This window comes from Aquirufa sp., from assembly GCF_044377215.1.
In the GTDB taxonomy this organism is placed as follows: Bacteria; Bacteroidota; Bacteroidia; order Cytophagales; family Spirosomataceae; genus Aquirufa.
The window spans coordinates 1-13840 of sequence record NZ_JBILJM010000015.1; the positions used below are offsets into that span (position 1 = coordinate 1).

12 protein-coding genes and 2 tRNA genes are annotated in these 13840 nt (G+C 45.5%); 10 read left to right on the forward strand and 4 right to left on the reverse strand.

The features are described 5' to 3' along the window. Positions 1–101 precede the first annotated feature (101 nt). The 3 genes from ACIQ6T_RS06305 to ACIQ6T_RS06315 are packed head-to-tail and all read right to left on the reverse strand — an operon-like array spanning position 102 to position 1934. Entirely contained in the window at positions 102–983 is an 882-nt protein-coding gene (locus ACIQ6T_RS06305) for an aldo/keto reductase family oxidoreductase (RefSeq protein ID WP_395785064.1), read from the reverse strand. After that, positions 980–1492: a D-glycero-alpha-D-manno-heptose-1,7-bisphosphate 7-phosphatase gene (locus ACIQ6T_RS06310; RefSeq protein ID WP_395785065.1), complete on the reverse strand. Its 513-nt coding sequence runs from the start codon at positions 1490–1492 to the stop codon at positions 980–982. Before ACIQ6T_RS06310 ends, ACIQ6T_RS06305 begins: the two co-directional genes overlap by 4 nt. Positions 1493–1496: 4 nt before the next feature. Further along, positions 1497–1934: a hypothetical protein gene (locus ACIQ6T_RS06315; RefSeq protein WP_395785066.1), complete on the reverse strand. Its 438-nt coding sequence runs from the start codon at positions 1932–1934 to the stop codon at positions 1497–1499. A 113-nt stretch (positions 1935–2047) separates the two neighbouring features. Here ACIQ6T_RS06315 and ACIQ6T_RS06320 point away from each other — a divergent pair, with 113 nt between their 5' ends. From ACIQ6T_RS06320 to tgt, 6 genes are all read left to right on the forward strand, one after another. Then, on the forward strand, positions 2048–2425 hold the full coding sequence (locus ACIQ6T_RS06320) for a DUF983 domain-containing protein (RefSeq protein ID WP_395785067.1): 378 nt from the start codon (positions 2048–2050) through the stop codon (positions 2423–2425). Further along, on the forward strand, positions 2422–3498 hold the full coding sequence (locus ACIQ6T_RS06325; protein ID WP_395785068.1) for an LptF/LptG family permease: 1077 nt from the start codon (positions 2422–2424) through the stop codon (positions 3496–3498). The genes ACIQ6T_RS06320 and ACIQ6T_RS06325 overlap by 4 nt, the downstream gene beginning before the upstream one ends. Further along, positions 3499–4371, forward strand: coding sequence for a DMT family transporter (locus ACIQ6T_RS06330; RefSeq protein ID WP_395785069.1), 873 nt, complete (start codon positions 3499–3501; stop codon positions 4369–4371). A 106-nt stretch (positions 4372–4477) separates the two neighbouring features. Further along, positions 4478–5590: a Gfo/Idh/MocA family protein gene (locus ACIQ6T_RS06335; protein ID WP_395785070.1), complete on the forward strand. Its 1113-nt coding sequence runs from the start codon at positions 4478–4480 to the stop codon at positions 5588–5590. Between the two features lie 3 nt (positions 5591–5593). Next, positions 5594–9199 (forward strand): PVC-type heme-binding CxxCH protein, encoded by a 3606-nt coding sequence (locus tag ACIQ6T_RS06340; RefSeq protein ID WP_395785071.1) that lies wholly within the window; start codon positions 5594–5596, stop codon positions 9197–9199. Positions 9200–9329: 130 nt separating this feature from the next. After that, positions 9330–10463: a tRNA guanosine(34) transglycosylase Tgt gene (gene tgt, locus ACIQ6T_RS06345; protein ID WP_395785072.1), complete on the forward strand. Its 1134-nt coding sequence runs from the start codon at positions 9330–9332 to the stop codon at positions 10461–10463. Here tgt and ACIQ6T_RS06350 read toward each other — a convergent pair whose 3' ends face one another. Further along, the gene (locus ACIQ6T_RS06350; RefSeq protein WP_377983256.1) at positions 10464–10934 is read right to left on the reverse strand and encodes an Lrp/AsnC family transcriptional regulator; all 471 of its coding nucleotides are present in this window, start codon (positions 10932–10934) and stop codon (positions 10464–10466) included. Between the two features lie 99 nt (positions 10935–11033). Here ACIQ6T_RS06350 and ACIQ6T_RS06355 point away from each other — a divergent pair. From ACIQ6T_RS06355 to ACIQ6T_RS06370, 4 genes are all read left to right on the forward strand, one after another. Then, positions 11034–11106 (forward strand) — tRNA-Gly (locus ACIQ6T_RS06355). A 45-nt stretch (positions 11107–11151) separates the two neighbouring features. Continuing rightward, a tRNA-Leu gene (locus ACIQ6T_RS06360) sits at positions 11152–11237 on the forward strand. Positions 11238–11389: 152 nt separating this feature from the next. Beyond that, positions 11390–12646, forward strand: a complete 1257-nt coding sequence (locus tag ACIQ6T_RS06365) for a serine hydrolase domain-containing protein (protein ID WP_395785073.1) — start codon at positions 11390–11392, stop codon at positions 12644–12646. Positions 12647–12778: 132 nt separating this feature from the next. After that, positions 12779–13780, forward strand: coding sequence for a glycosyl transferase (locus tag ACIQ6T_RS06370; protein ID WP_395785074.1), 1002 nt, complete (start codon positions 12779–12781; stop codon positions 13778–13780). The last annotated feature ends 60 nt before the right edge of the window (positions 13781–13840 follow it).

A 13840-nucleotide genomic window follows, 5' to 3' on the forward strand; every position in this document is an offset into this window, starting at 1 on the left:
AAAGCTTGAGATCGTAGGAGTACTTGATTTTTCTTGACATAAAAAAACACCCAATAAGTTGTCCAACTTTTTGGGTGCAGTTCAAGTATCGCGTCTCTACATTAAGATCTTATATCCACTGTCGCCCTACTCGCCTGCAATAAATCATACCAATCCTCATGATCCAAGTTGATTTGGAATGAATTCACAATGTTGCGAATTCGGTTTTCTTCTAAGGTTCCAATGAGCGGTAAAGCGCCTAATTTCACCAACCACGCTACGGCGATGGATTCGATATTAGCATTATATTTAGCGGCAATTTCATTGAGTTTTTTACGCAATTTCAACGCACGCTCGTCGGTGCCATGCTCAATCCGGCCACCCGCCAAAGGCGACGTCGCCAAGGGGCGCATGTATTTTTGTTTGATGTAATCAAGCGCACCATTATCTAGCGTAGTGGTATTCAGCAAGTTCAAATCGATGTGACTGGAAACGATCGGAATGTTCAAATAGGACACCAATAACTGGTGCTGGTGCACGGAGAAATCCGATACGCCGATGTTCTTCACTTTACCTGCCGACTTCAATTTTTCCAACGCATGCGCGGTAGCTTCCAGGTCGGAAAGTGGGTCTAATTGGTCCAATAAAAACACATCTAGGTAATCAGTTTGCAAGTTGCGCAATGAATTTTCGACCGATTTCGTAATGTGTTCCGCGGAGGTATTTACGTGATTCACCCGAAATTGGGGCGTTGGATTAACACCACATTTAGAAAAAAGAACAATGTCCGAACGCTTAAATGATTGCTTCGCAAGCACCTCGCCAAAGCGCTTTTCACAGGTATAATCTCCGTATCGATCCGCATGATCGAAGGTATTAATACCTAATTCAAGACACAAATTGACAATCTGCTCCATGTTGCCCTGTTCAGCAGTCCAGCGCCAAAAACCATACATAGCTGGTGAAACTTTGGGACCGGCATCACTTAAATAGACCTTGTTCATGCGAGTATAACTTGAGAGGCGGCTAATAAATCATCGACCAAATGGGTCGCTTTAGTTTCTGTTGAAGGTGGTGCAATACGAATTGTACGCAATCCGGCACGCGTTCCAGCGGTAATATCACGTTCGTGATCGCCCACCATCCAGGAGGCGTCTAGGTCAACTTTATATTTGGCCGCGGCCTTTTCGATCATCAATGAGCCTGGCTTTCTAGTCAATGAATGACTATCAAATTTTTCATGGTAAGGGCAGAAATAAATGTCATCTAATGCCACTCCCGTACCATCCTGAATAGCCTGATGAATCATCATGACATCTTCCCGGCGGTAAATGCCTTTGGCAATGCCACTTTGATTGGTAATAATCACCATCAAATAACCGGCTGATTTCAAAGCTTTAAGCGCCTCGCCTACCCCGGGCGGGATGATGAAATCCTCCATGCGGTAAACGTAATCGACACGGTCAACGTTCAAGACGCCGTCCCGGTCTAAAAAAATACACTTTTGCTTCATTAAACTAGAAAATACGACTCCAAGGGATACGGCTCAAAATCAATACTAATGCCGCCAAAGTGAAAATTAACGCATTTTTATGCTTCGCAGCATCCGCAATTGCCTTCTTGTTTTTGGCATTATTTACAGTCGCCAAAACCACCGCGATGATGTTCACCGAGATGTGCTCAACGGCCAATAAACGCGTGGCAGGATCCTTCATCGCCGCGCCAAAATCAGCGAATGCAGCCGTTGTTACTGGACTTAAGAAGAAATAAAGCGCTAATCCGATCAATAATTGCGTGTGCAATGAGATCATGAAAAACAAACCGGCTTTGCGATCTGAATCCGTAAATAATGAATTATTTGACTGGCCGCGTAACGCGCGCACAATCACATTGATACCTAAAATGAACACGACTACGAATAGTGCGATGTGAACGTTTGTAACAATTGAATACATGGGTGATAAGTTTTGGTTTGTCGCAAAGATACAAAAAGCACGCGGAACGTGACCTTTGTTACGAATAATCCTCTATTTTTCTTTACCTTTGGCGCATATTTTATCCCAAAAACATGCCAAATTCATCCGCTTTAAAGGCCGCCATCAATGCCCGTTGCCCGCAATGTCGGGAAGGTCGTTTGTTCAAATACAAGTGGTGGAATCTTTTCAATTTCGCCCAAATGGAAGAAAATTGTTCGGCGTGCAACATGCGCTATGAAGTTGAGCCAGGATTTTTTTACGGGGCTATGTACATTTCCTACGCGTTTACCGTTGGAATTATGCTCGTGGGAGGCCTAATTATTTACAATTTGTTCAACGACCCGGACGCAATGGGCTATGTGATTCCAATTACCCTGATTTCGCTGGCTTTAGTTCCTGCGAATTTCCGCATTTCCCGAGTGATTTTTATACATTTGTTTTCAGGCGTCACCTACCGTCCTAACAAATGAAAATACTCGATTGGTACATTTTGAAAAAATTCTTGAAGACCTATGTCTTCGCGGTTTTTCTAATTGTATTAATCGTTATGGTCATCGATTACACCGAAAAAATCGACGATTTCATCCGAAAAGAGGCTCCATTTCGAGCCATTATCTTCGATTACTATTTGAACTTTATTCCGTATTGGGCGAATTACATTAGTCCGCTCATGGTGTTTATTGCGACTGTTTTTTTCACGGCGGGTATGGCCTCAAAAACCGAAATTATCGCAATTTTAAGCTCTGGAATTAGCTTTCCGCGCTTGATGCGTCCGTACATTATCGGATCTTCCATCATCGCCTTAGGTACCTTCGTGATGATCGGTTGGATCGTCCCAAATGCCAACAAAATCCGCGTTCCGTTCGAGCACGAGTACATAAACGGTACGTATTATTTTGACAAACGCGATGTGCACATCAAAATCGCACCTGATGTGTACGCCTATATTGAGAGTTACGACAATAATACAAATACAGGATATCGGTTTAGTTTGGAGCGTATTGCAGATAACGAAATCAAGCAAAAATTAATGTCGGACCGAATCACCTGGGATTCCGTCGCCAAAAAATGGACCATACACGACTACCGCATTCGTACACTTTCTGGAGGTGGAAACGCATTAGTCTATGGCACCAAAATCGACACAACACTGAATTTATTACCCAAAGATTTTCAGAATAAACACTTGTTGCACGAGACTTTTACGTTGCCGGAGCTGAACCGACATATCGATTTGGTTCGATCGCGGGGTGCGGATGGGATTGAAATATTTTTAATTGAAAAATATTTACGTTTTGCCAATCCGTTTTCAGTGATTATTTTAACGATTATCGGGTTTTTGGTTTCGGCGCGGAAGGCGCGTGGTGGCGTGGGATTTCAGATTGCATTGGGATTCTCTTTGGCATTTATCTACATTTTATTTTTTATGATGAGTAAGGGGATTGCGGAAGGGGGCGGTATGCCACCGATGCTAGCCGTATGGCTCCCCAATCTGGTGTTTTCAGCGGTGGGAGTGGGTTTGTACTATACGATTCCGAGGTAAATGAAACAGGCGCCCCGACTTCTCGACTATTTCAAAATTCACTTTATCGTTATCCTGTACGCGTTCACGGCGATATTAGGCAATGCGACGCATGCGAATGCGCTGACGATCGTATTTTTTCGTTGTATGATTGCGGCGGTGGGCTTAGCGGGTATTTTATATTTCTCCAAAACCTCATTTCGCGTTTCGCGGGATGTCTGGGGGGTGTGGCTGCTAAATGGGGTGTTTATTGCTTTGCACTGGCTCTTGTTTTTCGGCGCTGCCAAAGTATCGACAGTCGCCATGTGCCTAGCGGGCCTGTCGACGCAGACTTTTTGGACTTCCATTATGGAGCCTATTGCCAAAAAACAAAAGATCGCTTGGATCGAGGTGTTGCTAGGGTTGATTCTGGTTGTCGCTTTAGCGATTATTTTTTCTGTCCAGCCCGGCCAATGGCTCGGATTGGTCATGGGGATTGGTTCCGGATTTTTCGGGGCGTTATTTTCGGTGATTAACGGAAATTACACGCACTCGCATGATCCTAAATTAATTACGGTTTACGAGATGGTTGCGGCGGGTGCGATGACGGGGTTGGTTTGGATGTATGGATTAAGTTCGGGGACTGTGGGTTTTGTGCCACTGGGACTGGATTGGCTCTGGATTGGGATTTTGGCGGTTGTTTGCACGGTATATGCGTACACAGAAACGATCCATTTGTATAAGGTTTTCAGTGTTTTCTCGATTAATCTGGTGATTACGTTGGAGCCCGTGTACGGTATTTTGCTCGCCGTCTTCATTTTCGGCCAAAAAGAAATCATGCAACCCGGGTTCTATTGGGGCACGGGTTTATTGGTTTTAACGGTCATGACCCACCCTTTTCTGAAGAAAAAATAATCAGTTTCCTGGTCAATAACCCATAGGAAAAATCCTCCCTACCCCTTAGCTTTGCCAAACCTTGGAGGATTGGCAAAGCTAGCTGATAGCCTCAAAAACTAGACCTATGAAAAAATACAATATAGCCATCGTTGGCTTGGGATTTGGGGCGGAATTCATCCCCATTTATTTGAAACATCCGTTGGCAAATATGTATGCCATCTGTCAGCGCAATGAGGAAAAGCTTAACTCTATCGGTGAAGCTTATGGAATCGCAACGCGCTACACAGATTTTGAAAAATTAATCCAAGACCCGAATGTCGACGTCGTCCACATTAACTCACCCATTCACCTACACGCCGAGCAAACACTCAAAGCACTAAACGCCGGAAAACATGTAGCCTGCACCGTTCCGATGGCCACCTCGGTTGAAGAGTGCAAAGCGATTGTCGAAGCAAGTAAACGGATGGGCAAAAAATACATGATGATGGAGACCGTGGTCTACGCCCGTGAATTTTTATACATTAAGGAACTATACGAAAAAGGCGAGTTGGGGAAAGTGCAGTTTTTGAAGGCTTCGCACCAACAAGACATGGACGGTTGGCCGGATTACTGGCCAGGTCTCCCGCCGATGCACTACGCGACACACTGCGTGGGGCCAGTTGCTGGTCTATTAAAACTCGAAGCAGAATACGTTTCTTGCTTCGGATCCGGAACGATCCGCGAAGAGCTGATCCAACATTACAATTCGCCATTCGCCGTTGAATCCGCACACATTAAATTCCGCGATTCTGACCTAAGCGCAATGGTTTACCGTTCACTTTTCGATGTAGCCCGCCAATACCGCGAAAGTTTCGAGGTATACGGTTCCAAAAAATCCGTTGAATGGCCTTTAATCGAAGGCGAAGAATTAGTCATTCATACGGCCAAAAAACCCGAGCCCGAAATCCCAAGCAAAGTGCCCACGCCCGATTTCGCGCATTATTTGCCGGAAGAAATCCAGCGATTCACCACCAAAGGTGTCTACGACGAAGACGAAAATACCCACCTATCCTTCACGCAAGGTGGCGGTCACGGGGGATCGCACCCGCATCTTGTCAACGAGTTTTTACAAGCTTTGGCCGCTGACCGCGATCCGTTCCCGAACGCTCCGCAGTCGGCCAACTGGACATCTGTGGGTATTTTAGCCCACGAATCTGCCCTACAAGGCGGAAAAATTATTGAAATCCCTAAATTCTAAGCCATGCGCTATTTGCTAATTGCCTGTCTGTTTTTGTCCCAATTCGTGTCACAAGCGCAAACGGCGCGCCGACTTGAACTCCTATTTTTAGGCGACAAAGGCCACCACAAACCCTTCGATCGCTACCCAGCATTACAGTCGGCAGTGGGCATAAAAGGCATGAACGTCACCTACACGGAATCCATCAAAGACTTGAATACGGCGTATTTGAACAAATTTGACGCATTAGTCATTTTCGCAAACCACGATTCGATTGCCGCACCGCAGGAAAAAGCGTTGCTTGCCTACGTTGCCAGCGGCCACGGACTTGTCGCGATCCACTGCGCTTCATTCAACTTCCGGAATTCGAAGGAATTTGTGAAGATGGTGGGCGGGCAGTTTTGGCGCCATGGCATGGATTCAATTCGCGTGAAAAATGTGGCGAACACGCAGGTAAACATCAAAACGGTTGACGAAACGTATTTACATAGTCAATTGCAGGCCGACAATATTATTTGGCAAAATCGAATTTTAGGACCTGAACAAGCCAAAGATAAACCGGGCGCAACCACGGAACCATACACCTGGACACGCACGTACGGAAAAGGGAACGTGTTTTACACAGCCTATGGCCACGACGAGCGCACATGGGAGACTGAAGGATTTCAAGATCTAGTGACGCAAGGAATTTTGCATGCGGTGGGCGCTGAAAAACGGGCGATTTTGGCTGCGTTGAAGCTTCCTGAATTGAAATATCGCGAGGCTCGTTTGCCTAATTACGAAAAACGCAAGGGCCCTCAAATGCAACAATTGCCCTTGACTCCCGAAGAATCTGTGAAATTTATTCAGGTTCCTGTCGACTTTAATTTGCAAGTTTTTGCATCCGAACCGAACGTGATGCACCCGATTGCCATGGCTTGGGATGCGAAAGGCCGACTATACGTTTTGATCACCAAAGACTACCCGAACGAGCGTAAAGAGTCCGGCGGAAGTGATTACATCCTCCTTTGCGAAGACACAAATAACGACGGAAAAGCAGATAAATTTACCAAATGGGCAGATGGTTTGAGCATCCCAACGGGCATGGTGTTCGCCAATGGCGGTTTGATTATTTCGCAAGCTCCGCACATGGTTTTCTTAAAGGATACCGATGGCGACGACAAAGCGGATGAGAAAAAAATATTGTTCACGGGCTTTGGCACGGGAGATACACATGCGGGCCCATCGAATTTACATTATGGTTTCGACAACTGGATTTGGGGTGCCGTGGGTTATTCTGGATACAAAGGGAAAGTGGGTGCTGATTCACTGCAATTCGCTCAGGCATTTTTCCGTTTCAAACCCGATGGTTCTAAAATGGAACACATGACCACTACATCAAACAATACCTGGGGTTTTGATTTCAATGAGGAAGGTGATGTGTTTGGGTCGACGGCCAACAATGCGCATGGTTGGTACATGGCAATTCCGCACCGGAATATATGGCGTGCGCCGATGTCCTTAAACGGTTCGAAAAATACGGATACGCACAAAGACATGCGGACGATTACGAAAAAGGTGCGCCAAGTGGACGTATTTGGTGGATATACAGCCGCAGCAGGTCATAATTTTTACACGGCGCGTTCATTTCCGAAGAAATATTGGAATCAAATCGCCTTCGTTTCTGAGCCAACTGGCCACGTGATTCATCAAAACAATCAAGTTAAAACAGGTTCAGATTTCAACGACAAAGAAGCCTTTAATTTCTTAGCCGGAGCAGATGAGTGGGTATCGCCCGTATTTGCGCAAGTTGGCCCGGACGGCGCCGTTTGGGTGGCCGACTGGTATTCCTATATCATTCAGCACAATCCCCTTCCTCCAGGATTCAAGAACGGCCCTGGAAATGCATATGACACAGATTTACGTGATTTTACGCATGGTCGTATTTACCGCGTGGGGTATAACCAAGCACCTGCTTATGTACCTTTGGACTTAAGCACGCCCGAAAATTGCATCAATGCGTTATCGAATTCGAATTTATTTTGGCGCTTAACAGCTCAACGATTATTGGTGGAGCGCGGTAACAAAGACGTTGTTCCTGCCTTAATCAAACTAGTCCAAACAGCCAAAACAGACGAGATTGGCTTAGCACCCGGTGCGATTCATGCACTAAGAACATTGGAAGGTTTAGGCGCCTTACCGCTTTCAGTTGTCACAAACGCATTTAAACACCCAAGTGCAGCGGTTCGCAAACAAGCGGTTCAGGTATTGCCTCGTACTGAGGCGGGCGCAAAAGCGATTTTATCAAATGGATTGTTGAATGATAAAGACTCTTTGGTGGTATTAAACAGCATTTTGGCATTGATCGAAATGCCTTCGAGTCCAGCAGTGGACAAAGCGATGGCACAAAAAATTGCACAGTCGAAAACTTCGACGGACCGTTGGATCCCAGATGCACTAACCGCCTGGATGATGTCGGCAAATCAGTCGCGTATCAAATCTTTCATCACTTCAGAAGGTGCGAAAGCATCCGCAGTTGTCGCTGAAAAATTAGCGAAAGACTTGAAAAATCCTTCGGTAGAAGGCACGCAGGCTGGCGTTGATTTGGTCGTGGAAGAGGTCCAGGTCAAAAGTGGAACCTTCCGTTTGCGTGAGGGTTCTCCCTTTGTAATTCGGGTAAAAAACCGGGGAGACATGGCGATCACCAAAGGTACTCCGGTTCCATTAACCGTTAAAATTGAAGGCATGGGCACACGAATTGATCTGGAATCGTATACGTTTGTGGATGGTGTCGCGTCGGGAGAAACCGTTTCGATTGTGAAAAACAATAATGGTCCGTGGGTCGGGAATTTAGGTTGGACCGCGGAATCCGCTGGTAATTATGTGATGGAAATTAACCTGGACACCAAAGCGGTTTTAGGTGAATCAAATCGGGCAAATAATACCTACCGACAAGCCATTTCGGTCAATGCCAATACGTCATTGAGTGCGTATATGGTGGAAAAAATATTCCGTGCCGGGGCGGTGAGTTGGACTGCCAATGAGGTGATGGATCACCTTTCATTAATTCAAAATAAATCGAGTATCGCCATGGGCGCGGCGATTAAAGGTGCTGCTGGAACTTGGAATGCCAAGCGGGTAGCTGAACTGAGTGACAATTCGAAGTCGGCATTTATCCAATTAGGTACCAACTTACAGCCGCAGCAAATCGATGCGTGGGAGCGTTTGGCTAGCTCTTGGAAAGTAGAAATTCCGACGCTTGCAACGAAGGGCGTGGTGATTCGTCGGGTCATTCAAACGATTAAAGAGGAGATGAAATATAGCCCGGCTGAATTCACGGTTCCGGCGGGTGCAACGGTGGAATTGATTTTTGAAAATGTGGATGCGATGCAGCACAACTGGGTGTTGGGTGCATTGGGAAGTCAAGAAAAAATTGGTTTAGCCGCTGACAAAATGATCACAGCAGCGGATGGCGTAGCGAAAAATTACATCCCGTCGATGCCAGAAATTTTGGCATATACACCGCTGGTTGATTCAGATGGGCGGGCGAAAATCGTTTTCAAAGCACCAACTGTACCAGGTGATTATCCATTCTTATGTACATTCCCGGGACATTGGCGGATCATGAATGGGGTGATGAAAGTGGAGTAGAAGTGAGAGGTGAACTGGACTGACAACTAGCTACTGACCACTGATTACTGTCAACTGACTTCGGACTATTTCCCTTCGGACTGTCGACTAGTGACTAGCGACTTGCGACTATCTTTCGTACCTTTGCCGCATGAAATTTGACATTGAGACATTTGACCCGAATTCAAAGGCGCGCGCGGGAAAACTATATACGGATCATGGGGTCATTGAGACGCCGATTTTTATGCCAGTAGGTACCGCGGGAACAGTCAAAGCCGTGCACATTTCTGAATTACATGACCCGATTCAAGCTCAAATCATCCTCGGGAATACCTATCATTTATACTTGCGTCCAGGCCTAGACATCATTGAGCAGGCGGGCGGTTTACATAAGTTCAATGGCTGGGATAAGCCTATTTTGACCGATTCGGGTGGTTATCAAGTCTATTCTTTGGCTGGTACAGGCCGTAAAATCCAGGAAGAAGGCGTCAAATTTAAGTCGCACGTAGATGGCAGCACGCACTTTTTTAGTCCAGAAGGCGTGATGGATATCCAACGGACCATTGGCGCGGATATCATCATGGCATTTGACGAATGCACACCTTATCCGTGTACCTACGAATACGCGCGTAATTCGATGAACATGACGCATCGGTGGTTGGATCGTTGCATCACACGTTTCAACGAGACCGAGCCAAAGTACGGCTATGCGCAAACGCTTTTTCCGATCGTTCAAGGAAGTGTATACTCAGATTTACGAAAAATTTCAGCAGAATATATTGCGTCAAAAGGCGCTTTTGGCAATGCTATTGGAGGATTATCGGTGGGGGAACCGATTGAAGATATGTACCAAATGGCCGATGAGGTCACTGATATTCTACCCAAAGACAAGCCCCGCTATTTGATGGGTGTGGGTACGCCGGCGAATATCTTGGAGGGAATTGCTTTGGGCATTGACATGTTTGATTGCGTGATGCCTACGCGCAATGCACGCAATGGAATGATATTTACGAGTCAGGGTACGATTAATATCCGCAATGAAAAGTGGAAAAATGACTTTTCGGTGATTGATCCGCAATTTGCTGATGGACTACATGGGCAATACACGAAAGCCTACTTGCGGCATTTGATTCGCTGCGAGGAGATGCTTGGATCGATGATTGCGAGTGTTTGCAACCTGAGATTCTACCAATGGATGGTGGGTGAAGCCCGCAAGGAGATTCAGGCAGGCACATTTACGGCGTGGAAAAACCGGATGGTTCCGCAATTCAGTCAGCGCCTATAATCACGGAATAGGCAATACCTTACTTTCTTTGAAGCTAGACAAAATGACCATCGTGGATGTTGCTGCAACCTCCTCGATTTCGTTGATTTTCTCCAACATCAGTTTTTGGTACGTCGATATATCCTTTGAAATAATCTTCAACATAAAGTCTCCAGAACCGGTCACGTGGTGACATTCAATCACTTCCGGAATCAGGTTGATTTGTTGGACAAATGACTCCGTCACTTGCTTTTTATGTCCTGTTAAAGTTACGGTTACGAAGGTGCTTACGCCTAGGCCAACTTTATCTCTATCTACTTGAGCATGATAACTTTGAATGATTCCGAGCGACTCCAATTTCTTCACACGCTCCAAGGTAGGTGCCGGCGAAAGGCCTACTTCCTTGGATAATTGGGCGTTCGTAATTTTCGCATTTTGCTGTAAAATCTCCAATAATTTATGGTCGATTTGGTCAAGTTTGTTGATGCTCATTTGTTGGTTTTAAAAGACAAAACTAAAGATTTTTTAAGGATTTTTTCGCTTCTCTCTTGCATAAATAACTTTAAGGTTCTACTTTTGTACCCACAAAACGCGAAAGTAGCTCAGCTGGTAGAGCGCGACCTTGCCAAGGTCGAGGTCGCGGGTTCGAACCCCGTCTTTCGCTCAAAACGAGAAGGCACCTCTAGGTGCTTTTAAGTTTTACAGGGCTGCCTGGGTGGTGGAACTGGTAGACACGCAGGACTTAAAATCCTGTGAGCAGAAACGCTCGTGTGGGTTCGATTCCCATCCCAGGTACATTAATCGACGAAAACCTACTTAGGAAACTGAGTAGGTTTTTTGTTTTGTAGAGACGCAACACCTTGCGTCTCTACAAAGCCGTCTAGCGTCCAATGTTTATTTGCAAGTCAGCCCCACAATTGTTAGTTTGCGGTATAATTGACAAACCCATGAGAATTATCCTGTTTTTCTTTCTGAGCATCAGCGTTGCATCAGCCCAAATCCTCTCTCCCATTCAGAAGTCTCATCCCCAAATGGATGATAAACGTTTGGCCTTAATCGATTCCACGATGAACGAATATGTAGCCAAAGGGTGGTTGGCCGGCGCCGGAACGCTCATCGTCAAAGACAATGCCGTCGTTTATTACAAGGGACACGGCTATTCGGATTTGGCCAATAAAAAACCGATGCCTGCCGATGCCATTTACCGCATAATGAGCCAAACAAAAGCCATCACGAGCTTTGCCATCATGCAATTATTCGAACAAGGACTTTTACGTTTAGATCAGCCCGTTTCTGATTTTATCCCCGAATTCGAAAATCAAACTGTCTTAAAAGATTTCAATCCCGCAGATTCCAGCTACACAACCGAACCCGCCAAACGTAAAATCAATATTCGCGATTTATTGACGCACCGCTCCGGTATCGATTATCCCGCTATAGGATCTGATAAAATGAAAGCCATTTACGCCAAAGCCGGCATTCCTTCTGGGTTAGGAAATATTAACGCACAATTGCTAGACAAAATGAAGGCCTTGGGGCGATTGCCGCTTGTGCACCAGCCGGGTGAAAAATTCACGTATGGCCTAAATTCAGATTTATTGGGTTGCCTAATTGAAGTCATCTCTGGGAAGACATTGGAAGAATATTTCAATACCCAAATCTTCGAGCCGCTCGGCATGAAGGATACGTATTTTACAGTTCCCTTAGAAAAAGCCGCACGCATGCCGAAGGTGTATACGGAAGATGCCAACAAGCAAGTTATTCCGTGGGCGCCAACGTTCCGCAACCTGGATCCAAATTATCCGCTTTTCCCAAAAGAATATTTTTCAGGTGGTGCGGGACTTTCGTCAACGGCGCTTGATTATGCGATTTTTCTACAAATGCTTTTGAATGGTGGTGTTTACAACGGCAAACAATTGTTGGGCCGCAGAACGGTTGAAGTTATGCTCAGCCCACAATATGAAATCACAAATACCGAGAAAGATTTATTTAGCCTTGGATTTTCACTAACATCCAAAAGATCATCTTTCTTGGGCATGCGCTCCGAAGGATCGTTTAGTTGGGGCGGATACTACGGAACGACCTACTGGGCAGATCCAAAGGAGAAAATGATCGTACTCATCATGACGCAGCAAAGTCCAAATTCGCATAGCGAAATAACTCCGAAAATCGAAAATATCATTTACGGTAGTTTGAAAAAATAAGGCTTGGCGACTGCCAGCCTGCGCGCGGGGAAACGCTGCCGGGGTCTTCAACCCCGGCAGCGTAGTCGCAGCGCCAAAGCCCTAACGATTTCCAACTTACATTTCGTATTTTTGCAACTGATAATCTGACGCATGCAAAAAATAGTCATCACCATTTGTTCCATTAACTACCTCGCGCAGGCGAAAACACTTGGTGATTCCCTCCTAAAGCACAATCCAGATTATCAGTTTTTGATCGGACTCGTGGACCGCTTAGACCAGTCGGCCATCGAAAAAAGCCAGTTGCCCAACTACCCATTAATCGAACTCCACACCATCGGGATTGAAGATTTGGACCAGATGTGTGCCAAATACAACATCACCGAACTGAATACCGCGGTTAAGCCATTCTTCCTCGAATATGTCTACGCGACGTACGCGGACGCAGAAATAGTGCATTATTTTGATCCAGACATCATTGTCTATCAACCTTTGACCATCATCGAGGACGCCCTTAAGACAAATAGTTTATTTCTAACGCCACACATCACGAGTCCATATCCGGACGAAAATAGACCGCAGGAACGCGATCACTTGAACACGGGTATTTTTAACCTGGGTTATTTAGGTACACGCCGCACGGAAAATACAGCCAAATTTTTGACGTGGTGGAAAGATCGACTTCGTGACCATTGTTACATTGACCTAGCGAATGGCATGTTCGTGGACCAAATCTGGACCAATTTTGCGCCCGTATTTTACGATGATGTATATGTAAGCAGACACCTTGGCTTAAATATGGCCTATTGGAATTTGCATGAACGCAGCATTACAAACGACCAAGAACCCTACGAAATTAATGGAAATACACCGCTAATCTTTTTCCATTTCTCTGGATACTCCCCTGAAAATCCGAGTGAAATTTCGAAATACCAGAACCGCTATACCTTCCAAGAAAAGGGAGATGTGGCCTCCTTATTCGATTTTTATGCACAAGCCCTGATAAAAAACGGGCACCATGAGTACAAAAAATACCCTTGCTTTTACATCAAACCTGAAGTTGTTGTGCCGCGCAAGCGCTTTCTTCGTGTACGCAAATACCTAAGTCTCCCCTTCCGCTTAATCATTGATTTTATCGATCGAGTTAAGTTATAATTTTTCCTTACGCCAACATAGAATTAAATTACATAGCGTATATTTGACCATAGTTCTTTA